Source organism: Tabrizicola soli (assembly GCF_015999335.1).
Classification (GTDB): Bacteria; Pseudomonadota; Alphaproteobacteria; order Rhodobacterales; family Rhodobacteraceae; genus Tabrizicola; species Tabrizicola soli.
Map to the genome: position 1 here is coordinate 13,401 of NZ_JAEACP010000031.1, position 24,014 is coordinate 37,414.

A 24,014-nucleotide genomic window follows, 5' to 3' on the forward strand; every position below is an offset into this window, starting at 1 on the left:
ACATCGGTGTGACAAATCCCGGTTACCCCGTCCGCCATGGATCAGATGCAGCGCTACGCCGTCTATTTCGCCCCGCGCGCGGGCGCTTTCGCGACCCTTGCCAACGCCTGGCTGGGCCGGGATCCGGTCACCGGGAGTGACCTGCCGCAGCCGGTTCTGCCCGGCATCGCCGACCCGCGCGCCATCACCACCGAGCCGCGGCGTTACGGGTTCCACGGCACGATCCGCGCGCCCTTCCGTCCGGTCGATGGCCTCGACGGGCCCCAGCTTCGCGGCCGGGTGGCCGGGCTGGCCGCGCGGCTGGCGCCCGTCGTCTGCGAGGGGCTGCGGGTCGAGATCCTGCACGGCTTCCTGGCCCTCACCCCGCTGGGCTGCGAGGCGGCGCTGCTGGAGCTTGGTGCGAAGGTGGTCGAGGGCACCGACGACCTGCGCGCGCTGCTGAACGAAGCCGAGATCGCCCGCCGCCGGCCGGAGCGCCTGTCCCCCCGCCAGCGCGAGCTTCTGCACCGCTGGGGCTATCCCTTCGTGATGGAGGAGTTCCGCTTCCACCTGACCCTGACCGACCGCCTGGGCGCGCCAGAGCCGATTCGCAAGGCGCTGGCGGCTTTCTTCGGCCCGGTCCTGCCGCAGCCCTTCGTGATCGAGGACCTGTGCCTGTTCGGCGAGGATTCGTCCGGCCGCTTCCATCTGCTGCACCGCTATCCCCTTGCCGGCTGAAGCGCGGCCAGCAGGCGCGCGATGCCGACTTCGGGCGTGGTGTCGTTGACCACGGTCCGAAACGCGATTCCCTCGGGCATCGCGAAGGCGGCGCGGGCCAGGCGGGCGGTGATGTCCTCGGCTGTCTCGCGGCCACGGGCGGCCAGGCGGAGGGCGAGGACGATGTCCGGCGCGGTGATCAGGATCACCCGCAAACCCGGAAAGACCACGGAAGCCCGCGGCAGGGCGGCGCGGCTGCCGTTGAAGACCACGTCGCCCGAGAGATCGACCTGGGCCTTCGGTATCCCGTAGTGCAGGCCATGCGCCTCCCAGGTCAGGGCGAAGTCGCCACGCGCGGCGCGGTGGGCGAAGTCCTCGGGGGTGACGCCCTCGAATTCCTCGCCTCCGGCTTCGGTCGGGCGGGTGATGACCCGGCGGACCAGGTGCAGGTCGGGACGGGCGGCCAGCGCGCCCCGGATCAGCGTATCCTTGCCCGCGCCCGAGGGGCCGACGATTGCGGTGATCATGCGGCGGCCTTCGGGGTGAAGCCGGTCACGTCGACCAGCCGGTCGCAGACCCGGGACCGGGCGGCCTCGTCGTGGAAGATGCCCAGGATGGCCGCCCCGCGCGCCTTGGCCTCTTCGATCAGGGCCAGCACCACCTCGCGGTTGGCGGCGTCGAGGCTGGCGGTGGGTTCGTCGAGAAGAAGCGCCGGATAGGCATGGGCGAAGCCGCGGGCGATGTTGACCCGCTGCTGCTCGCCGCCCGAGAAGGTGGTGGGCGAGAGGGTCCAGAGGCGTTCCGGAATGTTCAGCCGCTTCAGGAGCGTTGCCGCCCGATCCCGCGCCTCGCCTGCCGGGGTCCCCAGGGCGAGCAGCGGCTCGGCCACCACGTCCAGCGTCGGCACGCGGGGGACGACGCGGAGGAACTGGCTGACATAGCCCAGCGTCTCGCGCCGGAGTGCGATGATCTGGCGCGGTTCGGCTGTGGCGATGTCCAGGTCCCCGACGCGCAGGCTGCCCCCGGCGGTCAGGTAGTTGCCGTAGACCATCCGCATCAACGTGGATTTCCCTGCGCCCGACTGGCCGGTCAGCCCGACGCATTCGCCGGGGCCGAGGGTCAGCGTTGCGCCGCCCATGACCGGGATCACTGCGCCGCCCTGGTTGTGCAAGGTGAAGTTCTTCGACAGGTTCTCGATACGGATCATGGGCTTACACCTGCAGGACAGAGGAAACGAGCAGCTGGGTATAGGCGTGCTGCGGGTCGTCCAGCACCTGATCGGTCAGGCCCTGCTCCACCACGCGGCCGCCCTTCATCACCATCAGACGGTGCGCAAGCAGACGGACCACGGCAAGGTCATGGGTCACGATCACCACCGACAGGCCGAGGTCCCGCACCAGCCCGCGCAGCAGGTCCAGAAGGCGGGCCTGCACGCTGACGTCGAGGCCGCCGGTGGGTTCATCCATGAACACCAGTCGCGGCGAGGTCACCAGATTGCGCGCGATCTGCAACCGCTGCTGCATGCCCCCCGAGAAGGCCGAGGGCCGGTCGTCGATCCGGTCGGCCGCGATCTCGACCCGGCCCAGCCAGTCGACCGCCCTGCCGCGGATCTGTCCGTAGTGCCGTGCGCCGACGGCCATCAGCCGCTCGCCCACGTTGCCGCCCGCGCTGACCCCCATCCGCAACCCGTCGCGCGGATTCTGGTGGACATAGGCCCAGTCGGTGCGCGACAGGCGCCGCCGGTCGGTCTCGGACATCGCCAGCACGTCGCGCCCGTCATAGCTGATCCGCCCGAGGTCCGGGCAGTGGTGGCCCGCCAGGCAGGAAAGCAGCGTCGACTTGCCCGAGCCGCTTTCGCCGACGATCCCCAGCACCTCGCCGGGGTAGAGCTCGAAGGAGACATCCGCGCAGCCGATGCGGGGGCCGTAGCGTTTCGTAAGGTTTTCGACCGTCAGGAGCGGCTGGTCGGGGGCGCGGGTTCTCTGCGGGAATTCGAACGGGTCTTGCAGGGTCATGCGGCTTCTCCCAGGCGGCCGACATGGCCCTTTGCCCGCCGTCCGGCGCAGAAATCGGTGTCGGAGCAGACGAACATCCGCCCGCCGGTATCGTCGGTGATCACCTCGTCGAGGTAGCTGTGCTTCGCCCCGCAAAGGTCGCAGTCATGCGGCGCCTTGGTGGCGTGGAACGGGTGATCCTCGAAATCCAGGCTCACCGCTTCGGTCCAGGGCGGCAGGGCGTAGATCCGCTGCTCGCGCCCCGCGCCGAAGAGCTGGATCGCCGGGTTGCCCGAGAGCTTCGGATTGTCGAACCGGGGGATCGGCGAGGGGTCCATCACATAGCGTCCCTCGACCTTGACCGGATAGGCGTAGGAGGTCGCGATCTGGCCGTGCCGGGCGATGTCCTCGTAGAGCTTGACGTGCATGAGGCCGTATTCCTCCAGCTCATGCATCTTCCGCGTCTCGGTCTCGCGCGGTTCCAGGAAGCGCAGGGGCTCGGGGATCGGAACCTGGTAGACCAGGATCTGGCCTTCGGCCAGCGGCGTCTCGGGGATGCGGTGACGGGTCTGGATCACGGTGGCCTCGGCGGTGGCTTCGGTCACCCCGACCCCGGCGGTGCGCTGGAAGAAGCGGCGGATCGAGACCGCGTTGGTGGTGTCGTCCGCGCCCTGGTCGATGACCTTCAGCCGGTCCCCGGGCACCAGGCAGGCCGCCGTCACCTGCACCCCGCCGGTGCCCCAGCCATAGGGCATCGGCATCTCGCGGCTCGCGAAGGGGACCTGGTAGCCCGGCACCGCGATCCCCTTCAGGATCGCCCGCCGGATCATCCGCTTGGTCTGTTCGTCGAGATAGGCGAAGTTGTAAGCCTGATCGGTCATTCCGCAGCCTCTTGCATGGGATCCGCCTCGGCCCGCAGCCGCCGGACCAGCTCCAGCTCGGCCTGGAAGTCGACGTAATGCGGCAGCTTGATATGTTCCAGGAAGCCGGTGGCCTGGATATTGTCGCAATGCATCAGGACGAATTCCTCGTCCTGCGCCGGCGCGCCGGTGTCATCCTCGCCCAGTTCCCGCCAGCGCAGGGCGCGGTCGACGAGGCTCATCGCGATGGCCTTGCGCTCCGACTGGCCGAAGACCAGGCCATAGCCCCGGGTGAACTGCGGCGGCTCGGTGCGGCTGCCCTTGAACTGGTTTACCGTCTCGCATTCGGTCAGCTCGACCTCGCCGACCTCGACCGCGAAGCCCAACTCGGGGATCTCGACCTCGACCGCGACCTTGCCGATCCGCAGCTCGCCCACGAAGGCATGGGTCCGGCCATAGCCGCGCTGGGTGGAATAGGCCAGGCCGAGGACGAAGCCCTCGTCCCCCCGCGCCAGCGCCTGCAGCCGCAGCGCCCGGTCGGCCGGAAGCTCCATCGGCTCGCGCGTCAGGTCGGGGGGCGAGATGTCGTCGGGCGCGGCCGCCTCGATCAGCCCGTCACGGTTCAGGAAGCCGGTGACATGCGGGACGCGGGACGCGGGCGGCGCATCGTCGGCGGCGGCCCGAGCGACCGCAGGCTCGCCCTCGGCCATCAGCGCGAAGTCCAGCAGCCGATGGGTATAGTCGAAGGTCGGCCCCAGCACCTGACCGCCGGGCAGGTCCTTGAAGGTTGCCGAAATCCGCCGGTCCACCGCCATCGCGCCGGTCTCTACCGGCAGCGAGCCCGCCAGGCGCGGCAGCGTGGTGCGATAGGCGCGGATCAGGAAGACCGCCTCGATCAGGTCGCCGCGCGCCTGCTTGATCGCCAGCGCCGCGAGGTCGGGGTCGTAGAGCGAACCCTCGGACATTACCCGGTTGACGGCCAGCTTCATCTGCTCGCGGATCTGGGCGATGGTCAGTTCGGGCACCGCAGGGTTGCCCCGGCGTTCCTCGGCCAGCCATTGGTGCGCATTGTCGATGGCGCGCTCGCCACCCTTGACGGCTACATACATCAGATCGCCTCCACGCGGGTGGACCGGGGCAGGCCGGCGATGCGGTCGCCGGCGGTGAAGAGCGTGTCGAAGCCCAGCGGGAACAGCGCCCGGTTGGCGCGGAAAGCCGCGGTTTCGGGCAGGTTCAGCCAGGCGGCCGTCTCGATCCCCGGCCCGGTCAGGCAGGGGCCGTGCGGAGCAAGCCGGTCGCATTCGACGATCAGCGTGGCCGAGCGGTCGGGATAGTCGGGCTGGCCGATCCGGAAGCGGCTGACGGGGTGCAGCGCCGACCAGGTGCCGAGGGCGAAGTCGGCGTCCTCGGCCGAGGCCAGCGGCGCGCCGGTGTGAAAGGCCACCCAGTCGCGCACCACCGGGCAGTCGGCGTCCCCGGCAAGGTGCAGGCGCGTCGTCGGGTCGGCCAGGACCAGCAGCGCGACGCCGGCCGCAATGGACAGCGGCGCCGGGGGCTGGGCGCCCGCGATCTTGCGGATCGTACCGGGGCGCGCCATCGCCTCCAGTATCTCGCGAAAGGCGCGGGCGGACTGGACGGAGGCCTCCGTGAAGCCGCCTTCAAGCGCGTGAGCGGTCATTTGTCCTCTCCCCGAACCATGGTGAAGAAATCGACCCTGGTGCCTGCGGCCTTTGCGGCCCGATCGGAGCGGGCGGCAGTGGCCTCGGCGGAAAGCGGCGCAACGATGCGTGCGGCCAGGTCCGGCGCGGCTTCCGTCTGCATCAAAGCATCGACGGCCGCAGCCCGCAGCGCATGGCCCCTGTCGCGGCCCTGGACCCAGGCGTGCCCCACCTCTCCCGAGGCGAGCCGGACCGAGGCACGGGTCACGGTCATTTCACCGAGGTTGAAGGCCGCGCCGGTGGCCCCGACCCGCCCTCGAACCATCACCGCGCCGATCTCGGGCTGGCGGAGGACGGTGTGCGGCGGAAGCTCCGGCATGAGTGCGGCCAGCCGGGCGGGAGGGGCCTTGGCTAGCGTGGCCATCCAGGTCTTGCGGGCCGGGGGCGAAGCGTCGGTCATCTGAATCTCGACAAGTTGAGGGGTTGTCCAGTGTTCTATACAACTATACAAATCATACTCGACGGGCGGCCCCCGGCCAACCGGAGAGTTGTGAATTTTTCATGACGGGATAAGCCCTTGAAAGAAGCCATCTGGTCCGCCATCGCGACCGCCCTGACCAAAGAGATCGCCGCCGGACACTACCGTCCCGGCGACCGTCTGCCGACCGAGGCGGTGCTGGCGGCACGCTTCGGGGTGAACCGGCACACGGTCCGCCATGCGCTGGCTTCCCTGGCCGAGCGCGGATTGCTGCATTCCCGCCAGGGCGCGGGGGTCTTCGTGGCGCAGCAGCCCACGGACTATCCGCTGGGTCGCCGGGTGCGGTTCCATCAGAACGTGCTGGCGGCGGGGCGGACCCCCTCGCGCAGGATCAGCCGGGCCGAGACGCGGCCTTGCGATGTCGAGGAAGCGCGGGCGCTGCGGCTGACGGTGGGCGAGCCGGTGCAGGTGGTGGAGGGGGTCTCGCTGGCCGATGGACAGCCGATCGCGGCTTTCCGGTCGGTCTTTCCGGCCGCCCGGTTTCCTGACCTCCCGGCCTCGGTTCGCGAGACGGGATCGATCACCCGGTCGCTCGCGGCCGCGGGCCTGACCGACTACACCCGGGCCGAGACCCGGTTGACGGCGCAGCTCGCCGATCCGGTGCTGGCGGTGGCGCTTTCCGTGCGGCCCGGCGCGCCGGTGATGCGGACAGTCGCGGTGAACGTCGACCCCGGCGGCGTGCCGGTCGAGTTGGGCATGACCTGGTTCGCGGGCGAGCGGGTCACGCTGACGGTGGCGGATCAGCCCTGATATTTGTCGAGGAATTCCTCGGCCTTCAGCGCGCGGAAATCCATCAGCGCAGAGCGGAGGCGGTCGTGGCGCCAGTCCCACCAGGCGAGCGCCATCAGGCGGTCGGCAGTGCGGGCGTCAAAGCGGGGACGGAGCGGCTGGGCCGGGATGCCGGCCATGATCATGTAGGGGGGCACGTCCTTGGTGACGACCGCGCCCGAGGCGACGATGGCCCCGACGCCGACGGTCACTTCGGGTTTCACGATCACTCCGTGACCCAGCCAGGTATCCGGTCCGATCACGGTGCGGCGGCTGGCGCGGTGGGCCATGAAGGCGGCATCGTCGGGGATGTCGTCCCAGTAGTTGGTCGAGCGGTAGAGGAAGTGGTGCAGGCTCGCGGTCTCCAGCGGGTGGTCGGTCGGGCCGATCCGGGTCATCGCGGCGATGTTGGCGAACTTGCCGACGGTGGTGTTGGCGATGTCGGAGAGGCGGTCGCAGTAGGAATAGGCTTCGAAGGTGGAATTGAGGATGCGGGAGCCTTCGCCGACCTCGGTCCAGGAGGCGAAGGTGGAGTTCACGATCAGGCAGCCGGGATGGATCACCGCGCCGTCGGGAGAGAGGCGGTGTCCACGCGTGGACACCTGACCGGAGGAAGTCTTTTCAATGGGTTGGTCTCGGCCGGTCATCTTTGGGTAACTTTCGGGCGGAGTGCCGGGCAGGGGTGGTTTTCAGAATGAGCGCCTGCGGCGCGCGCCTTTCGTCTCGTCGGCCCCCCCTCGGACTTTGGCGGGTTCACCCCCAAACGCCCAGGATACTTGCGCCAGCATGAGAGACGGGCGGGCATGGGTTCAGCTGCCCTTGATCAGCTTGCGCCGCAGCCAGCCGGAGAGGCTGTCCATCAGCATGACCATCAGCACGATGAGGACCATGTAGTAGGCGACTTCCTCCCAGTCCTTCTGGGTGATGATCGCCTGGGTCAGGAGAAGCCCGATGCCGCCGCCGACGATGGCGCCGATCACGGTGGCGCTGCGGGTATTCGATTCCAGGTAGTAGAGGATCTGGCTGAGAAGCACCGGCGTCACCTGGGGGATCACTCCGAAACGGGCGCGTTGCAGGCTGTTCGCGCCGGTGGACTGGATGCCTTCGACCTGCTTCTCGTCGATGTTCTCCAGCGCCTCGGAGAAGGTCTTGCCGAAGGTGCCGGTATCGGTCAGCGCAATGGCGATGGCGCCGGTCATCGGACCGGGGCCGAAGGCGCGCGACAGGATGATGGTCCAGATCAGCCCGTCCACGCCGCGGATGAAGTCGAAGACGCGGCGGGCGGCAAAGCGCAGGGGGCCGAGCGGGCTGAAGTTGCGGGCGGCGAGGAAGCCGAGCGGCAGGGCGACCAGCGCGGCCGTCATGGTGCCGAGGAAGGCCATCAGGATCGTCTCGAAGATCGCCCAGGCGACATCGCCATGCCGCCACATCTTGTTGGTCCAGAATTCGGAGACCATGTAGCCGAGGTTGCTGCGGGCCGGGTCGATCCGGTCGCCGGTGGCGGCCAGCGCGATCAACTCGCCCCAGGACTTGCCGTAGAACGGACTGTCGAGGGTGAAGAACCAGAGTTCCCAGCCCGGTTCGTAGCGGAAGGTTTCCACCTTGGAGCGGGAATAGCTGAAACGCCCTTGGTCGGTGGTGACCGAGACCTTGTTCTCGGCCACCGAGATCCAGTCGGGGATGGGCTGCGGCGCGGTCAGGACAGGCTTGCCGCCCTGGGGCCGGATGTCGATGGTGCCATAGCCCGGCACGGCATAGCGCGCGCCGGCATCGTCGTAGGTGACGATATGGCCGTCCCCGAGGTCGATGGTGGTCACCGTCCCGTCGCTGGTGACCCAATCGGGCAGCATCCCGCCGGGATAGGTGCCCTTGTTCTCGCCCTCGATGGCGATGGTGACGGCATCCGTCCGGTTGTCGCGGGTGACATGGGTCTTGTGCGACCAGAAATCGCCCAGAAGGATCGCGGCATTGTCGAAGCGGGCGCGTTGGACAAGGCCCGCGAGGTCGAAGCTGATGGCCGCATAGATCAGGTAGACGAGGATCGCGGCGGGGATGGCGAAGGCCAGGCGGGTCCGGGCCGCGAAGCGGCGGGTCACCGTGCCGGCGAGGCCGGGTGCATGCATGGCGGTCATCGGGGGGCCCCCTGGTCAGGCGTGTGTGCCCCCCCTCCCCATCCCTCCCCCACGCGGGGGGAGGGAGGCGCGGGGCGGGAGGGGCTGCGCGCGGGTTGGACCGGGTGGCTCCCCTCCCCCTTTGTGGGGAGGGGATGGGGGTGGGGGGCTGCGTCAGAAGTGGTGCGCATGTCAGTTCCCTTTCACCAGCTTCTGCCGGTAGCGGTCGGAGACCTGGTCGATCACGACGATGGTCACGAACAGAAGCGCGAAGATGGCGACGACCTCGTCATAGCGGCCCTGACCCCACTGCATCGCGAGTTTCAGGTCATGGCCGATGCCGCCCTCGCCGACGAAGCCGAGGATCGCGCTGGCGCGGACGTTGATCTCGAAGCGGAGGAGCGCGTAGCTCAGCCAGTTGGGCGCGACCTGGGGGATGACGCCCAGCCACATGCGCTGCGACCAGTTGGCGCCCACGGAGGCGAGGCCTTCCACCGGCTTCAGGTCGGCATTCTCGGCCACTTCGGAGAAGAGCTTGCCGAGCGCGCCGCCGGTATGCAGCGCGATGGCGATGACGGCGGGGACCGGGCCGCCGCCGAGGATGTAGATCAAGACCAGCGCGATGACGATCTCGGGGATGGCGCGCAGGGCGTCCATCGTGCGGCGGAACAGGGGGATCAGGCGCGGCCAGCGGGCCAGGCCCCGGGTGGCGAGCAGCGACAGCGACATCGCCGCCAGCGCGCCCAGCAGCGTGGCGACGGCGGCGATGTTGATCGTCTCGACCAGGGCGGGGATGTGGTCCCAAAAGATCGCCGGCAGAAGCGCCCGCTTTTCCCATGCTTCCGAGAGGACCTCGGCGGGGAAGGCGAAGATCTGGTGCAGCCCGTCGAGGAAGCCGCCGGCATTGCGGTCTTCGGCGAGCCTCCAGCCCGAGGCCATGAGGGCGATGAAGACCAGGAGGAGGATGCCGCCATACATCCGCTTGCGGCGCACCAGTTCGAGATAGGCCGCGCGTGGATCGGCAAGGTTCGGGCGTTGGCCCTGTTCGGGGCCGAAGGCGGCGTCAACCATCTGATGATCCGTTCAAGAGGAAAAGGCCGGACCCAGCGGGGAGCGTCGGGGTCCGGCCGGCAGGATGGCTCAGGTGCCTTCCTGCATCTTGCGGGCGGCGAGGATTCCGTCATAGGCCGAGTGCTCGACCGGAACGAAATCCTTGGCCTCGCCCGCGGCGACCGCATAGGCGCATTCGGGGTCGGTTTCCCAGAGGTCGGCGGTAAGCTGGGTCACCTTGTCCTTGACCTCCTGCGGCAGGGCCTTGCGCACCACCATCGGGCCTTCCGGGATCAGGGCCGAACGCCAGATCTCGACCAGGTTCGACATGTCGACCAGGCCCGCATCGGCGGCCTTGCGGAAGGCGCCCGAGTTGTAGCCGTCTTCCCAGTTGCCCAGGCCGTCGGCCCAGGCCACGCCCGCGTCGAAGTCGCCGTTCGCGACGCCGACGATGGTCTGCTCGTGCCCGCCGGACATCTTCACCTCGCCGAAGTAGGACGTCAGGTCGCCGTATGTCGCGGCCAGTTCGGCGCCGGGGACGAGGTAGCCCGAGGTGGAGTTCGGGTCGGCGAAGGCGAAGACCTTGCCCTTGGCCTCGTCCATCGAGGTGATGCCGGTGTCCTTGCGGGTGAAGCCGATCGAGTAGTAGCCGGTCGAGCCGTCGACATTCTGCTTGGTGAGCTTGACTTCCACCGCTTCGGGGTCGGTCAGGTAGACTTTGGCGTAGCCCGAGGCGCCGAGCCAGGCATAGTCGAGCGTGCCCCCGAGAAGGCCCTGGATGACGCCGTCGTAGTCGGCGGGGGTGAAGAGCTTGACCGGGACGCCAAGCTCGGCCTCCAGTCTGGCGCGGAAGCATTCGTTCGAGGTCAGGCGGTCCTGGGCGTTCTCGCCGCCGAGGATGCCGATATTGAACCCGGTGATCTCCTGGGCTGCGGCCGAGGTGGCCGTCAGCGCGACGAGGGCGGTTGCAGTCAGCAGCTTTTGCATGGTTTCTCCGTGGGTTGGTCGTTCAGGTCACGACAGCATCAGGTCCGCATAGCTGCGGTCCGGGCTGGTGTCGGCGGGGATGGCGGTCGAGGTCGCGGCTTCGTTGAAGCTGGCGTCGGCGCCGTAGATCTCGCGGGCGATGCCGGTGGACAGCTGCGCGGGCGTGCCGTCGAAGACGATGCGACCGTCGCGCATGCCGATCACGCGGTCGCAGTAGCGGCGGGCGGTGTCGAGGGTGTGGAGGTTGGCGATGACCATGCGGCCGTCCTCGACGTTGATGCGCTTCAGCGTGTCCATCACCACCTGGGCGTTCATCGGGTCGAGCGAGGCGATGGGCTCGTCGGCCAGGATGATCTTCGGGTCCTGCATCAACGCACGGGCGATGGCGACGCGCTGCTGCTGGCCGCCCGACAGCGCCTCGGCGCGTTTCGGGGCCTGTTCGGCGATGCCGAGGCGGTCGAGGATCTCCAGCGCCTTCAGGATGTCGGCGCGGGGCCAGAGGTTGAACAGGGTCTGGAGCGTGGAGCGGCGGTTCAGGATGCCGTGCAGCACGTTGGAGGCGACGTCCATCCGGGGCACCAGGTTGAACTGCTGGAAGATCATCGCGCAGTGCGATTGCCAGGCGCGGGCTTCCGCGCCCTTCAGGGACAGCACGTCGCGGCCATCGACGCGGATTTCCCCCGCAGTCGCGTCCAGAAGCCGGTTCATCATGCGCAGGAAAGTGGACTTTCCCGCACCCGAGCGGCCGATGATGCCGACGAAGGCCGGGCGGTCGATCCGGAAGCTGATGTTGTCGACGGCGGCCTTCCGGCCGAACATCCGCGTCACGCCCTGCACGTCCAGCATCGGTGGTCCCTCGCTTTGGTCTGGGAAGGTCCTAGCGGGCGGATGTGACAGGCTGTCGAAGTCTGAATGAAGCTTGAGTGACGGTGCCTGCCACCTGACATGGCGCGGCCAGGCACAGGCCCCGGGCCCTTCAGGGCGGGGGCGGCGAGCGCCAGGCGGATTTCGTGGAAGATCAGCGCGATGCCGGGGGCAGGGCAGAATAGCCGGGGCGCCCGGAAACCCAGGTGCGCAGGGGAGCTGGGGCCTGGGCCTCGGGCCAGTCGAGGAGGATGAGGTCGGCGCGCTGGCCGGGGGCGATGCGGCCCCGGTCGGTCAGGCCCATGGCACGGGCCGGATTCAGCGAGACGAGCTTCCAGAGCGCGGGCAGCGGTGCGACGCGATCGGCATGCAGCCGCACCATCGCCCCCAGCATCGCGGGGTAGAAGTAGTCCGAGGCAAGGATGTCGCAGAGACCCCGCGCGATCATCTGCGCAGCACCGGGGCTGCCCAGATGACTGCCGCCGCGCATGGCGTTCGGCGCACCGAGGACGATGGGGTCGCCGGCATCGCGCGCGGCAAGGAAGACGCGGTCATGCATGGGGAACTCGGCCACCGTCGCGCCGAGGCTGCGATAGTAGGCGCGGGTTTCTGCCTGGCTGTCGTCATGGGACAGCATCGGGGCCCCCTGCGCCCGGGCCAGCGCGGCCATCCGGGCGATATGGCCCGGAACTTCTGCCCGGCGGTCCCAGACCCTGGTCAGCAGCGCCACGTAGCCCTCGGGCGAGATTTGGGCGCGGCGGGCCTGCTCGGCGATCTTCTTCACGAAGCGCGGGGCATCGAAGGGCGTGACCGGATAGTCGGGGACCTGGTCGAAGGGCCGATCCTGGACCGGCACGTCCGGGTGCAGGAGCATCGAGGTCGTATGGTCGTTGAACGCCAGCGCCGGCCGGTCGGGACCGGCCAGGGCCTGGGCGATCAGGGGTTCCGCCTCGGGGCAGAAGGTCTCCCACCGCAGTTGCAGGCGGTTCTCGGCGGTCAGGCGCGGGCGAAGGCGCTCCAGCGCGCGGACAACCTGCCAGCCGGTATCGACGCTGCGAAGGCCCGGCTCCCAGGAGAGGGTCAGGGCATGGTAGGCGGTGGCGATGCCGTTCGAAGCAAGCTGGCGGTCGGTCTCCAGAAGCGCGGTTTCGACGGGTGCCATCACCGCGGGGCGCGGCATGAGCTGACGCTCGAAGGCATCGCCGTGGATGTCGACGAAGGCGGGAGCGAGGATGCGGCCGCGGGCAGGAATCACGGTGGCCCCGTCGCGGGCCCCGTCGATCCCGGTTATCCGCCCGGATTCGATGCGGACCGAAGCCGTCTCGATCCGCTCGTCCAGGATGACGCGGGCGCCTTCGATCAGTTCGGCGCTCATCCCAGGCGCTCCGCCAGAAGGTGCCAGTGCCAGGAGCCGGGCCTTTCATGCGGCCGGTCGAAGAGGGTGAGGATCTCGAAGCCCCACATCAGCGACAGAAGGTCGGGCGCGGCGCAGAAGTAGTGCGGGTGGATCTTGTCGCCTTCACCCTCGAAGACCCAGGTGTTGCGGCTGATCTCGCGGCCCTTGGCCTTGGCCTGCTCCACCGGAAGGCGGCGAGCGGACAGCATGGTGGCCATGAACGTGCCCCCCGGGCGGGTGACGCGGGCGACTTCGGCCAGTGCGCGGCGGACGACGCTTTCGTCGCCGTGGTAGATCACGTTCCACGCGAGCACATGGTCGAAGCTGGCGGTCTCGAAGGGCAGGTCGGTCATCGGGGCCCGCACGGCGTCGATGGCCAGACCCCTGGCGAAGGCGGCTGCGGCAACGGCGGCGGTGGCAGCCTCGGAAGCGTCGAGCGCGGTGACCTGGTGGCCGGCTTGCGCGAAGGCAAGCGCATGGCGGCCGATCCCCGCGCCGAGGTCCAGGATGCGCGAACCGGGGAGGAGGGTGTTGGAGTGGTCGATGGCCCAGGGCTCGGGCAAGGCCCAGGGCGAGGTGCCGTCGGCCTTCTGCCACTCGGTGTTCCAGTAGAGATGCGCGGTGTCGGTGAGCATGTGGTTCATATCAATTTCCTGCGAATCCAGCCCGACCCCTGTTCGACGGCGACGACCAGGAGGAGCATGAGAAGGATGATCGCCAGCGCCTCGTCGTAGTTGAAGAGATCGAAGGCGACCTTGAGGTCCACCCCGATGCCACCGGCCCCGACGAGGCCCAGGGCAGCGGAGCCGCGCACGGATTTCTCCAGCGCAAAAAGCGAGGTGGCGGTGAAGGAGGGAAGGCAGGCCGGGAGGACGGCCGAGCCGATGATGCCGAGGCGGCTGGCCCCGATGGCGCGCAGCGCGTCTTGCGGGCCGGGGTCGGTTTCCTCCATCGCCTCGGCGAAGAAGCGCCCCGCGAAGCCGATCTTGTCGACCATGATCGCCATGACCCCGGCGGCCGGACCGAGGCCGACGATGATGATGAAGATGATCGCCCAGACCAGGTCCGGCACCGTGCGGAACAGCGCGATGAGGGCGCGGGCGGCGTGGCGGACCAGCGGGTGCGGCGAGAGGCGGTCGGTGGCGAGGATGGCGAAGGGAAGCGCGAGAAGAAGGCCGAGGAAGCAGCCGGCTACGGCCATCTGCAACGTCTCGAGGAGCTTCCAGGCGATGGGCGCGATCCGGGTGAAGTCCGGCGGGACCATCTGGGTCAGCATCCCCGAGGGGGCGAAAAGCCGGGCGAAGCCGCTGCCCAGTTTCTCGGGCGCGGGGGCGGTGGCGGCAAGCGAAGTGACGACCAGCGCCAGCACGGAAAGGAGGGCCGCATATTCGACGAGGCTGCGGTGCCGGAAGCGGGCGGGGGCAAGCGCGGTCATGCGGCCTCCGCGTGGTCGAAGAACCGGCGCAGGCTGGTGGGGTTGGCGCGGCTGGTGGGCAGGTCCAGGGCGATCCGGCCGTTGGCCAGGCCGAGAATGCGGTCGGAAAAGCGCAGGGTGTGTTCGAGCCGGTGCGAGATGACGAGAAGCGAGAGACCCTCTTCCCGGACGAGATCGAGGAGGAGGGACATGACCTCTTCCCCGGTCTGGGGATCAAGGCTGGCGTCGGGCTCATCGGCCAGGATGAAGGCGGGGCGCTGCATCAGCATCCGGGCGATGGCGACGCGCTGCTGCTGGCCGCCCGACAGGCTGTCGACGCGGAGGAGCGCCCGGTCGGCCAGGCCCACGCGGGCCAGGCATTCCATCGCCTCGCCGCGCACCGGCGCCGGGGCCAGCGACTGCGCCCAGGCGTGGGGGCCGGACATCCGGGCCTGCACGCCGTGGATCACGTTCGACAGGGCCGAAAGGCGGGGAACGAGGTTATGTCGCTGCCAGACGATGCCGACCTCGGCCCGCAGGCGGCGCAACGCGCGCGGCGCCAGCATGGGCACGTCGCGGCCGAGCATGCGGATCTCGCCGGAGGTCGGCTCGACCAGGCGGACGAGACAGCGCAGGAGGGTGGATTTGCCCGATCCGTTCGCCCCGATCAGCGCCGTTGCCTGGCCGGGTGACAGGGTGAAGTCCAGGCCCCGCAGCACCTGACGGCCGGGGAAGGCCTTGGTCAGGCCGGCTACGGCAAGGACCGGCTCTGCGCGCGCAGAGCCGGCCAGCGCCTGCGGGGGAAGGGGCGCGTTCATGCCCGGATCACTCGCCGACGAATTCGGTGAACTCGGTGATGCCGATGTTCTCGAACATCCTGCGCACCACGTCGTAGTCGGCATCCGTCACCGTGGGGTTGAACGTGCCGCCGATATACTTGGCGTTCTCCTCGGTCGAGGTCAGCGCCGCCAGGATTTCGGCGCCGTGGTCGGCGAAGGTCTGGCGGACGGTTTCCACCACCTCGGGCGAGACCTTGGCCGAGGCGAGCAGGATGTCGTCCGGCAGTTGCGGACCTTTCACCAGGACGCGGAACTTCTGGTCCGGGAATTTCCCGGCGATGCTGTCGAGATGGGTGCGGTTCAGGCCGATCCCGGCGATCTCGCCCTTGATCAGCGCCTCGACCGCGACGTTGCGGTTCAGGAACACCGGCTGGTAGTCCACCGCATAGGTCAGCCCTTGCCCGGCCAGCAGGTCCACCGGGCCCAGGTGCTGCGAGGTCGAGCCGATCTCGCCGAACGAGACCATCTGGCCTTTCAGGTCGGCGGGCATCTTCACCGGGCTGTCCTCCAGCACGACGACCGTGGAGTAGTAATCCGGGCGCACCCAGGTCACGACCGGCCGGGCATCGAGGCGCGCGTTGAAGACGACATATTCTGCCGGGCCGGTCAGAACGAAATCGACCTGGTCCGCCGCCATCGCCTCGACTGCCACGGTGCGGCCCGAGACCGGGAAGAACTCGACCTTCAGCCCCGAGGCGGCTTCGAACGCTTCCTTGAACGGCCCCATCTCGCGCTGCATCGCTTCCATCCCGTCGATGTCGGTGACGGCGAAGCGGATGGTCTCCTGAGCGGTGGAAGCGGTTGCGGAGGCGATCGCAATGGCCAGAAGGCCCGAGGCGAGGAGGTGTTTCATGAGGATGACGTCCTTTCAGGTGAACTGAGCGGACGGCTAGCAGTCAAAGACTACAGTGGCGCGATGGAGAGATCACAGGACTGCGACAGCCCGGTCGTTTCCGGGTGGACACGGGCGTCGGCGGGCGGAGAGATGCGCCGTCTTCGCCGAATCAAGCAAGATTGTTGCTTGTATGGGCTGCCCGTCCGGAGAGGTCGACCGGAACCTGCGCTGCGAAGCAGAGGTGTGTTCCGCGTCAGCTGTCCGGAGAAATGTTCCGGATCGAAGCGGCGGCCCTGCAGGTATCTGTCATTTCGGGAATTTTCTGTTGGTCGGAGCGAGAGGAACATAACCCTGTTATTCGCAACCCGCTGATCATGCACAAGGTATTGACGAACAAACACTTATCACGAAGAACTGTTCCGGACTGGTGTTCCGGACGGGTGTGCCGGGAAGAGCTGATCGGGAGCTTCTCTTGCGTGACGCAACCTATCTCACGAGGCGCGACGGCGTCTACTACGCGCGTATTGATGTGCCTCTGGATCTGGTGACGGTCCTGAAGACACGAACCAAGAAGCGATCGCTCAAGACCAAGGACAAGGTCGAAGCCAAGCGGCTGGTCTGGCCAGTGATCACAGAATGGCAGAGGGAGTTTGACGAGATACGCGCGCGTCGGTCGCTCGTGGATGCGGATCGACAGTTCGCTGTCTGGGAGCATTACACCGCCGCGCTCGATCGTGACGAGGCGGAACGAGCGGCGATACCTGGGCAAGCTGATCTGGATCGCATCAAGGCGGACCTGCTTTTGCGTGTCGAGAAAGGGCAGATCACCGGCACGACCCCATTGTCGATAATTGATGCCACACTCGAATTGAAGCACGCGCAGACCGTAGCCAAGCTCTCTGCGAACGCACGCCGCGCGAAACTCGCCGAGCTGAAGAAGCATCTGTCCGTCGGCGAGACGGCCCTGATCGCACACGAAGTTGAGGATTACCTTAAGCGTAACGGCCTCTTCGTCGAACGCTCTAGTCTGGATTGGATCAGTCTCGCACGGCACTTGATGCGCGCAGAGGTGGAGGCTCTTGAACGCTCGCTAGAGCGCGATCTTGGCGATTTTACCGGCCAGCCGCGTGACCCCTTGGTTAAGCCGCCGACCCTCGACAGAAGAGGGGCGTCCGCCGTGGCGGCACCCGGAGAAAGCATCGCCGAGGCTGTGGCAGCTTTCAGAAAAGAGAATCCGCGTAACGTCAGCAAGAGCCGGATCGAAGAGGCATGCCGGGACATCTCTATCTTCATCGATACCGTGGGTCCCGGCTTCCCAGTGGCGAACATCTCGAAAAAACAGGTTCGGGAGTGGAAGGCGCTTCTGATGGAGTATCCTGTGCGGGCCACGGAGGTGACCGAGTTCCGTGGGATGACCATGGCGCAGACGGTCGAGGCGAACAGGGAGAAGAAGAGGCCGGTCCTCTCAGACAGGACCGTGAACCGTTACCTCTCAAGTCTGTCAGCCTTCTGTTCCTGGGCAGAGGCTAACGGCTACATCAGCGCAAACCCGTGCTCGGGGATGGCCTTGCCCAAGGAGCGCCGGACGAAAACGCTACCCTTTTCGACCGATCAGTTGAACATCCTGTTCAAATCGCCGCTCTTCATGGGGGCGCAAAGCGACACCGAGTGGAGGAACATCGCGAAGCCCGGTGACGTCAGAATCCGCGACCATCGGTTCTGGGTTCCCCTGATCATGCTGTTCTCCGGCGCCCGCCCGGGGGAGATCGGCCAGCTCGCAGTAAGCGACGTGCGCCAGGAGCATGGCCACTGGATCATGCACATCACGACCGAGGGCGAAGCGCACGCCGAGGGGAAATCGGTCAAGACAGCTGGTTCGATGCGCGTTCTTCCCATTCACCCCCAACTCATGAAGCTCGGGTTTCTGGATTATCATGCTGAGCGAGCAGCCGCCGGTGACAAGCAGCTATTCCCAGGTGCCAAGCGCAACGAGCGTGGTCAGATGATGTCCGACTACTCGCGGGAGTTCGGCAAGTATCTCACTCGCATCGGCCTGAAGGCAGGGCGAGGTCTGTCGCTCTACTCGTTCAGGCATGGGGCCGCCGATGCGCTTCGTCGTGCGGGGTATCTTGATAATCAGTTCGGCTTCATCCTCGGGCATACAGAAGGCTCGATGACTGGCCGCTACGGAATCATGCCTCAAGGTATGCTAGAGCAACGGATCGAACTGGTGAATGCCATCGGCTACCCAGGTCTCGAAACCGATCACTTGATCAGCTGACGCTCCCGACAGCTGATCTTCTCGCGGTCACATCAGAAAAATTTCCTCGTTCGTCGAATCCAGGATTGCCGCGCTCTCCTATTGGCTGGTCGACCCTCGGATACTGATCAGACGCGCCGAGGATGGGTCATAACGATAGTCGGTGATCGACCGATCCTTGATGCGCTTCACAGCTTCATCAATGACGAACAGAGGCACCATGAACCATTCCTTCGGCACGACCGGTCGTCCGAAGCGATCCCGGATCTCGATGTCGCACCTAGCTGGCTCGAAGATGCGATGGATCAGGTTTTCGAGTTTTGTTCTGTTGATGTTGAACAGTTCGTAGGTCGCAACAAGTTCAACATCTGCCATGAGGAAGGTTGGTTGCAGCCGCGCACCAGCGATCCGCTGTTTCACGCTCATGTTCGTCACGCCAATCTTGTGAATGACCTCGCGGTGTTGGGCGACCATTGGGTGATCGGACTTGCTTCTCAGCACATAGATGGTGCCGCTCGCCTCATCTCCGTCCTCTGGCCGGTCTGCAAAGAGGGGGCCAGCGACTGGCTCGGTGATCCGCCTTCCAGCTTCGTCCTTGTTCAGCGCCCGCTGAAGCGATCGCATGAGCATATTGCTCTCGGTGCCGTTGTCGAAGATCACCCGCAGCCGCGCATCGGTTCTTCCCTGAGCAGTGATTTCAATCTCGCCCATCTCGGCGACATAGGCTTTCTGCCCGCCAACGATGAAAAACCGGCCGGGCGCGATCTCGGCCTTTAGCTCAAAGGGACGGGTTTCCCGGATTCCTTCATCGAGGTCCTTCTGGACCTGCTCGAACAACGGCTTGAAAGTCGCGAAGTCCTCGCAGCGCGTCCGGTTCGCCACCTCCTCTGCCGCCTGCTTTTCCGCTGCCGGTCGGACATGCCGGAGTTCCGTTATCCCGGGACACTCAGCCTCGACTCCGAGCGCCGCCAACAGGGCATCGTCGTCAAGTTCCTCGTCCTCCCCCGTGGCAGTAGCAGTCACTGGGTCTCCGAGTAGGCCCTGATGATCGAGCGGGGCCACTACGGAACGGCATTCGGGCAGTGCCTTGATCCGGTCCAGGCGCACGGCATAGAGGCGCTCGAAGATGTCTCGGTCCTCCCCATGCTGTGGGATACGGCCGTGCTCTTCAACGAAGCACTGAATGTCCTCGAACCCAGCGATAATCCGCTCTTCTTGCGGGGTCCGACTGCTGGTCTTCTTCGACCCGACCTCTACCCCCAACTCGGAGAGAAGGGCGTCGTCTTCATCGGTGAAGTCAGCCATTGGCGGCCTCGGCTTTCATCCGGGCAAGGAATGCCACGCCCTCCGCCATTCGCCGCTCCCACGCATCCTGTGAGGTGATCGACGGCAGGCGTCCGCGCTCCAGCTTGAATTTCACTGCCCGTCGGGCGAAGTCCCGTGCTTCTTCTGGTGTCAGCTTGACCTTCTTGGATGCGATCACGACCGCGACCTGTTTCAGACTGTCCTCGCTCATGGTTTTGGCCAGGATCGAATAAGCTTCGCCGAACGGGTTGATCCGATCGATCAGGTCGATGTCCAGATCGCGGACGTTCATGAACCTCCGCACCCCGTCGATTAGGGCCGTGTTGGCCGATCGCTCGCCGTCATCGGTGCCGGTGGCGAGGCGTTTCGCCTCCTGCGTGAGGTTCAGCGCTGCGATGGCGTGCTGGCGGACAGCCTCTTGATCGTGGTCGTCAAGCTCGGGAAATCTCTCCTTCACGATCTTCCCCATCCGGACCTGGGTCAGTTCCTCAGGCACCAGCTCCTCGCGATCGAAGAGGCCGCGTTCTATCGCTGATTTGTCCTGCACGAAGGCCGTGATCACTTCGTTCAAATCCTGGCTGCATATCCGCACGGCTTCCCTGCTCCTTGGCTCGACCAGTCCCTTGATCTCGATCTGGAAGGTGCCGGTCTCCTCGTTAAAGCCAACGTTGCACTTGTTCTGGTCATACCCCGTGTCGCCGTAGTCAAACCCCGGCTGCGCGCTGCTGGTCTGCGTCTTCGGTTTGAACTCGAACTTCGGGGCCAGGACCTGTTCCATCAACAGGCTTGCCGCGATCGCCTTCAGCGTGTCGTTAACTGCTTCAGTCACCAGCCCCTGCGAGGCATCCGGTTCAGCAATGAGATTGGTAAACCGGGCATTGGTCTTGCCCGGCGCATCGCGCGTGGCTCGGCCGATGATCTGGACCACCTCGGTCAGGCTGGCGCGATAGCCGACCGTGAGGGCGTGTTCGCACCAGATCCAGTCGAAACCCTCCTTCGCCATGCCTAGTGCGATGATGATGTCTACATGGTCGCGGTTCATCTTCTGAGCTGGATCCTTCAGCGCGGATGAGACCCTGTCGCGCCGCGGCCCCTCGTCATCGACCAGATCAGCAATCCGCAGCACCCGACCCTCGGGTGTCCGGACCAGCTGGAAGCCGGTCGCCTCGTCTACCCCTTGCCATTCGCCTAGGGACTCGATGATCTCCTCCACCTCCTTGTGCTTGTCCTTCGTGCTCTCGCGCGAGTTGACGGATGGGATGTGCAGGATGGTCTTCTCGGCCGGGTCAAGCACCTTCAGGATGTCGTCGACATAGGGGCCATTGTAGAAGAAATACCCGATGTCCAGCGCCTTGAGATGCTCATACCCGTTCAGCTGCTCGTAGTAGGTGTAGGTCACCGTCTCGAATTTGCTCTCGTCCTGCGGCATCAGGACGGCCTCGGCGTCGCCGCGGAAATAGCTGCCGGTCATAGCGACGACATGCACCCGGTCCCGATCGATGAAGGCGCCCAGGTGCGCACCCAGCTTGTTGTCGGGGTTGGCGCTGACATGATGGAACTCGTCCACTGCGATTAGCCGGTCATCAAAGGCTTCGACACCGAACCGGTCCACTGCGAAGCGGAAGGTTGAATGGGTGCAGACCAGCACGCGGTCCCTACTCTCCAGAAACGCACCGACCGAGTTCACCTTGCCGCCGTCGGTGCCGGGCGAGTTGCAGAGGTTCCACTTCGGCTCCACGTTCCAGTCGGCCCAGAAGCCGAACTTTGACAGCGGCTCGTCGGCGAAGCTGGACCCGATCGACTTCTCCGGCACCACGATGATCGCCTGCTTCAGGCCCTGGTTGTGCAGCTTGTCCAGCGCGATGAACATCAGCGCGCGACTCTTACCGCTGGCCGGGGGTGACTTGATCAGGAGGTATTGCTCGCCCCGCTTCTCATACGCCCGTTCCTGCATGACGCGCATGCCGAGTTCGTTCGCCCTGGTCGAGGTGCCATTGCGTGCATAGGTGACAGAGACCGATGGGACATGAAGGCGTTCAGTCATGGTAGATTTCCTTGGCGCCCATGGCGTAAATCAAGACCCAATCAAGACCTCCGGCCACTATCATGGCCATGTAAGACTTTGATTCATAATTGCTTTCTCTTGAAGTGCGCACTTTCCACCCCTCATCGATCAAAACCCGATCAAAACTTTCCCGGCCGTCATGCCCAGAAGGGAACATAGCCTGCCCTCGGATGTGTCGGGTCTGCCGGCCGGATCAGCCCGGCTTTCTGGCACTGCCCGATGATCACCGAAGCCTGCGAGGCGTTCTTCGGGTCGATCCCGAAGCGTTCGCACAGGGTTGAATTCTTCATGCGCTGGCCGCTGACGAACTTCAAAGCTGCATGCTGGTAGCAGGCCCTGATCCTTTCCTCCGGTGTCATCTCGGCAAACCGACGCGGGGCGAAAAGCACTGCCCGCACGGCATCGCCTTCGGTCCGGAAGTCCGGTGGCGGCAATTGGTGCAGCTCAACTGCAAAAATCACCTTGTCGATGCCCGTTCCCTGCTCCTCGCACAGGCGCATGCGCCGCATGAGAGAGGCCAGCGCCTCGTTGCGGGAGCGGGGGGGCAGGTCGAGGAACCGGTCCGGGCTCACCAGAGGCTGCCCCGGATTCGTGATCTCCATCCTGTCCGCGAACAACTCGATCAACGGGCCCGCCCCGCCGACCGTCATATCCTGGTGGATCAGCGCGTTCGCCACCAGTTCACGGATGGCGATCGACGGGTAAAGCGGCCGATCCTCACGGAACGCCTTGCCGATGTGCTCGTTTCGCGGAAGCAGACCGTCGATGTAGTCGACCAGCCCCTTGAAACCAGCGGCATAGCCGCGCTGCCCATCCTGCCGGTGCGTGACAGTATTGGCTCGGCTCATCCCGTCATAAGCGACGAAGCGCACGGCCTTGCGCGCGATCGCAGGTGCGAAGTCGCTCAGTCGCTTAGCAAACAGGACTGCGCCCAGGTTGGTGATGTTCCAGTGGCCGCCTGCGTCCTGCTGCACCAGGCGATCGGCCAGCAGTCTGTCGAAGATGCCAGCACGGTTGTCTGGCAAGGGTTGCGCCGTCAGGTCGAAGTAGCTGGCATAGTCAAGCCGCGCAAGAACCTGGTCGCCCGTCAGGAACTGAGCAGCAATCCCGGTTTCCCAGGCGTAGGGCTGCAGTTTTGCCCAAAGGGCCCGCAGACGTTCTGGATGCTCAGACAGCCGTGGCGTTGCACTGCCGATGCGAATGTAAGCACTCCGGTCGAACTCCACCGGCGCGGTCATGGCTGCAGGGATCGTCAGCAGGATCAGCCGCGTGCCGTGATAGTCGACCGTCTCGAACTTGAAATCGATCGCCGGCTGCAGACGCTGTGCAAGCCAGAGGTCCAGCGGCTGGCCATTCTCCTTGCGTGTGCCGGGTTCGAACGTGGTCCCGATTGCAGAATGGTCGCCATCGCGGACGCCCCATACGACATAACCGAAATGTTGATCCGCCACGCGCGCAGAGTTCGAGAGGGCCGAGATCAGCTTGCCGATCATCTGCCCGTCCGGATTGTTCTCCTTGAACTCAGCCCAGGGTGCCTCGGCAGGCAGCTTCCGCAGGTCGTTGATGATGGCCAGGGTGCGCGGGTCTGTAGTCATGACTTGGCCAGCTTACCGCGTGCAGACGGCGAGGTCGTCATCTTCGTATACATATCGAACAACTTCTCCAGCCGTTCGGTGTCGTTCTTGAAGCGGCGGCCGATGTAGATGCGTTCGAGGACCTCGTCGTTGCGGTCGTGGGCAGCGCGCAGGTTTTCGGGCATCTTCTCGGGGTCGTAGAGGTCGGCGATGGTGGCGGGGAAATGTGCCTCGCGGGCGAGGAGGATATCTTCGGCGCAGGCGGTCAGATCGGCCTTGTTCTTTTCAGTCAGGGTGGGGACGGGGAAGGTGTTCCAGCCGAGGGTATTGGAGTATCGGTAGTCGGTCTTCAGCTTGCCGCAGACAGTGCCGATCCAGACCAGGTGCAGGCGCGAGGCTATCAGCGCCATGTTCCAAAGTGGGGCATCATAGAGGGCAAAAGCCAAATCAGTGATGATTGATCCAGGCGGCAGCAGACCAACCGGAAGGTATTGGCGGGTTTCAGAGGAGACCTTCGGAACGATAATACAGGTTTCCGTCCCGGTCTGTTTCACTTCTTCGAATCTGTGTGGCCAGGCTGCGCCTTGCTTTGTCCCATCCTTGGGACTCAGCGATCTTGCTTTCGCTACAGAGGCGAAGCGTTTGGAGAAGTCTGCAACTTGGGCAGCATAGTTAGGCTCCAGACCCATTGATTTCGGGCGGTTCGCGTGATTCAGGCCTCGCAAGGAGACCTGACCGATGAGCAACCTCTACTGGCTGTCCGAGGCGCAAATGGAGCGCCTGAAGCCATTCTTTCCGAA

The 24,014-nt window shown here is 65.9% G+C and carries 23 protein-coding genes and 1 pseudogene; 3 read left to right on the forward strand and 21 right to left on the reverse strand.

The features are described from left to right. Positions 1-45 precede the first annotated feature (45 nt). Positions 46-717 (forward strand): DUF1045 domain-containing protein, encoded by a 672-nt coding sequence (locus I7S92_RS21300; RefSeq protein ID WP_354001352.1) that lies wholly within the window; start codon positions 46-48, stop codon positions 715-717. Here the strand turns inward: I7S92_RS21300 and phnN are convergent. The 7 genes from phnN to phnG are packed head-to-tail and all read right to left on the reverse strand — an operon-like array spanning position 699 to position 5,668. After that, positions 699-1,223: a phosphonate metabolism protein/1,5-bisphosphokinase (PRPP-forming) PhnN gene (phnN, locus tag I7S92_RS21305; RefSeq protein ID WP_197647526.1), complete on the reverse strand. Its 525-nt coding sequence runs from the start codon at positions 1,221-1,223 to the stop codon at positions 699-701. The genes I7S92_RS21300 and phnN overlap by 19 nt on opposite strands. Beyond that, positions 1,220-1,903, reverse strand: coding sequence for a phosphonate C-P lyase system protein PhnL (phnL, locus tag I7S92_RS21310; protein ID WP_197647527.1), 684 nt, complete (start codon positions 1,901-1,903; stop codon positions 1,220-1,222). The genes phnN and phnL overlap by 4 nt, the downstream gene beginning before the upstream one ends. A 4-nt stretch (positions 1,904-1,907) precedes the next feature. Beyond that, positions 1,908-2,711: a phosphonate C-P lyase system protein PhnK gene (gene phnK / locus I7S92_RS21315; RefSeq protein WP_197647528.1), complete on the reverse strand. Its 804-nt coding sequence runs from the start codon at positions 2,709-2,711 to the stop codon at positions 1,908-1,910. Continuing rightward, on the reverse strand, positions 2,708-3,571 hold the full coding sequence (locus I7S92_RS21320) for an alpha-D-ribose 1-methylphosphonate 5-phosphate C-P-lyase PhnJ (RefSeq protein WP_197647529.1): 864 nt from the start codon (positions 3,569-3,571) through the stop codon (positions 2,708-2,710). The genes phnK and I7S92_RS21320 overlap by 4 nt, the downstream gene beginning before the upstream one ends. Next, a complete protein-coding gene (locus I7S92_RS21325) occupies positions 3,568-4,659 on the reverse strand; it encodes a carbon-phosphorus lyase complex subunit (protein ID WP_197647530.1) in 1,092 nt (363 codons plus the stop codon). The genes I7S92_RS21320 and I7S92_RS21325 overlap by 4 nt, the downstream gene beginning before the upstream one ends. After that, on the reverse strand, positions 4,659-5,228 hold the full coding sequence (phnH, locus tag I7S92_RS21330; RefSeq protein ID WP_197647531.1) for a phosphonate C-P lyase system protein PhnH: 570 nt from the start codon (positions 5,226-5,228) through the stop codon (positions 4,659-4,661). The genes I7S92_RS21325 and phnH overlap by 1 nt, the downstream gene beginning before the upstream one ends. Continuing rightward, a complete protein-coding gene (gene phnG, locus I7S92_RS21335) occupies positions 5,225-5,668 on the reverse strand; it encodes a phosphonate C-P lyase system protein PhnG (protein WP_197647532.1) in 444 nt (147 codons plus the stop codon). Before phnG ends, phnH begins: the two co-directional genes overlap by 4 nt. Before the next feature lie 117 nt (positions 5,669-5,785). Between phnG and phnF the strand changes: the two genes are divergently transcribed. After that, positions 5,786-6,496, forward strand: a complete 711-nt coding sequence (gene phnF / locus I7S92_RS21340) for a phosphonate metabolism transcriptional regulator PhnF (RefSeq protein WP_197647533.1) — start codon at positions 5,786-5,788, stop codon at positions 6,494-6,496. Here the strand turns inward: phnF and I7S92_RS21345 are convergent. From I7S92_RS21345 to I7S92_RS21390, 10 genes are all read right to left on the reverse strand, one after another. Further along, positions 6,487-7,116 (reverse strand): LbetaH domain-containing protein, encoded by a 630-nt coding sequence (locus I7S92_RS21345; protein WP_354001353.1) that lies wholly within the window; start codon positions 7,114-7,116, stop codon positions 6,487-6,489. The genes phnF and I7S92_RS21345 overlap by 10 nt on opposite strands. Before the next feature lie 207 nt (positions 7,117-7,323). Further along, positions 7,324-8,646, reverse strand: coding sequence for a phosphonate ABC transporter, permease protein PhnE (phnE, locus tag I7S92_RS21350; protein WP_197647535.1), 1,323 nt, complete (start codon positions 8,644-8,646; stop codon positions 7,324-7,326). A gap of 171 nt (positions 8,647-8,817) precedes the next feature. Next, the gene (phnE, locus tag I7S92_RS21355; RefSeq protein ID WP_197647536.1) at positions 8,818-9,696 is read right to left on the reverse strand and encodes a phosphonate ABC transporter, permease protein PhnE; all 879 of its coding nucleotides are present in this window, start codon (positions 9,694-9,696) and stop codon (positions 8,818-8,820) included. Between the two features lie 69 nt (positions 9,697-9,765). After that, the gene (gene phnD, locus I7S92_RS21360) at positions 9,766-10,662 is read right to left on the reverse strand and encodes a phosphonate ABC transporter substrate-binding protein (protein WP_197647537.1); all 897 of its coding nucleotides are present in this window, start codon (positions 10,660-10,662) and stop codon (positions 9,766-9,768) included. Between the two features lie 27 nt (positions 10,663-10,689). Further along, complete coding sequence (phnC, locus tag I7S92_RS21365) at positions 10,690-11,508, reverse strand: phosphonate ABC transporter ATP-binding protein (protein WP_197647538.1); 819 nt, start codon at positions 11,506-11,508, stop codon at positions 10,690-10,692. A 172-nt stretch (positions 11,509-11,680) separates the two neighbouring features. Continuing rightward, entirely contained in the window at positions 11,681-12,901 is a 1,221-nt protein-coding gene (locus tag I7S92_RS21370) for an alpha-D-ribose 1-methylphosphonate 5-triphosphate diphosphatase (protein ID WP_197647539.1), read from the reverse strand. After that, entirely contained in the window at positions 12,898-13,566 is a 669-nt protein-coding gene (locus I7S92_RS21375) for a class I SAM-dependent methyltransferase (protein WP_242070339.1), read from the reverse strand. The genes I7S92_RS21370 and I7S92_RS21375 overlap by 4 nt, the downstream gene beginning before the upstream one ends. Beyond that, positions 13,563-14,357 carry a phosphonate ABC transporter, permease protein PhnE gene (gene phnE, locus I7S92_RS21380; protein ID WP_197647540.1) on the reverse strand — a complete coding sequence of 265 codons (795 nt, stop codon included), beginning with the start codon at positions 14,355-14,357 and terminating at the stop codon, positions 13,563-13,565. Before phnE (I7S92_RS21380) ends, I7S92_RS21375 begins: the two co-directional genes overlap by 4 nt. Next, complete coding sequence (locus I7S92_RS21385; protein ID WP_197647541.1) at positions 14,354-15,154, reverse strand: phosphonate ABC transporter ATP-binding protein; 801 nt, start codon at positions 15,152-15,154, stop codon at positions 14,354-14,356. Before I7S92_RS21385 ends, phnE (I7S92_RS21380) begins: the two co-directional genes overlap by 4 nt. Before the next feature lie 7 nt (positions 15,155-15,161). Beyond that, positions 15,162-16,028 (reverse strand): phosphate/phosphite/phosphonate ABC transporter substrate-binding protein, encoded by an 867-nt coding sequence (locus I7S92_RS21390; protein ID WP_197647542.1) that lies wholly within the window; start codon positions 16,026-16,028, stop codon positions 15,162-15,164. Between the two features lie 454 nt (positions 16,029-16,482). Between I7S92_RS21390 and I7S92_RS21395 the strand changes: the two genes are divergently transcribed. Beyond that, positions 16,483-18,291 (forward strand): DUF6538 domain-containing protein, encoded by a 1,809-nt coding sequence (locus I7S92_RS21395; protein ID WP_197647543.1) that lies wholly within the window; start codon positions 16,483-16,485, stop codon positions 18,289-18,291. Positions 18,292-18,369: 78 nt separating this feature from the next. Here I7S92_RS21395 and I7S92_RS21400 read toward each other — a convergent pair whose 3' ends face one another. From I7S92_RS21400 to I7S92_RS21415, 4 genes and pseudogenes are all read right to left on the reverse strand, one after another. After that, positions 18,370-19,575: a GIY-YIG nuclease family protein gene (locus I7S92_RS21400; RefSeq protein ID WP_197647544.1), complete on the reverse strand. Its 1,206-nt coding sequence runs from the start codon at positions 19,573-19,575 to the stop codon at positions 18,370-18,372. After that, positions 19,568-21,619: a DEAD/DEAH box helicase gene (locus tag I7S92_RS21405; RefSeq protein ID WP_197647545.1), complete on the reverse strand. Its 2,052-nt coding sequence runs from the start codon at positions 21,617-21,619 to the stop codon at positions 19,568-19,570. The genes I7S92_RS21400 and I7S92_RS21405 overlap by 8 nt, the downstream gene beginning before the upstream one ends. A 158-nt stretch (positions 21,620-21,777) precedes the next feature. Then, positions 21,778-23,235 (reverse strand): ATP-binding protein, encoded by a 1,458-nt coding sequence (locus I7S92_RS21410; RefSeq protein ID WP_197647546.1) that lies wholly within the window; start codon positions 23,233-23,235, stop codon positions 21,778-21,780. Further along, positions 23,232-23,894: pseudogene (locus I7S92_RS21415) on the reverse strand (type IIL restriction-modification enzyme MmeI); the annotation flags it as partial. The gene I7S92_RS21410 and the pseudogene I7S92_RS21415, both read right to left, overlap by 4 nt. Positions 23,895-24,014 lie beyond the last annotated feature (120 nt).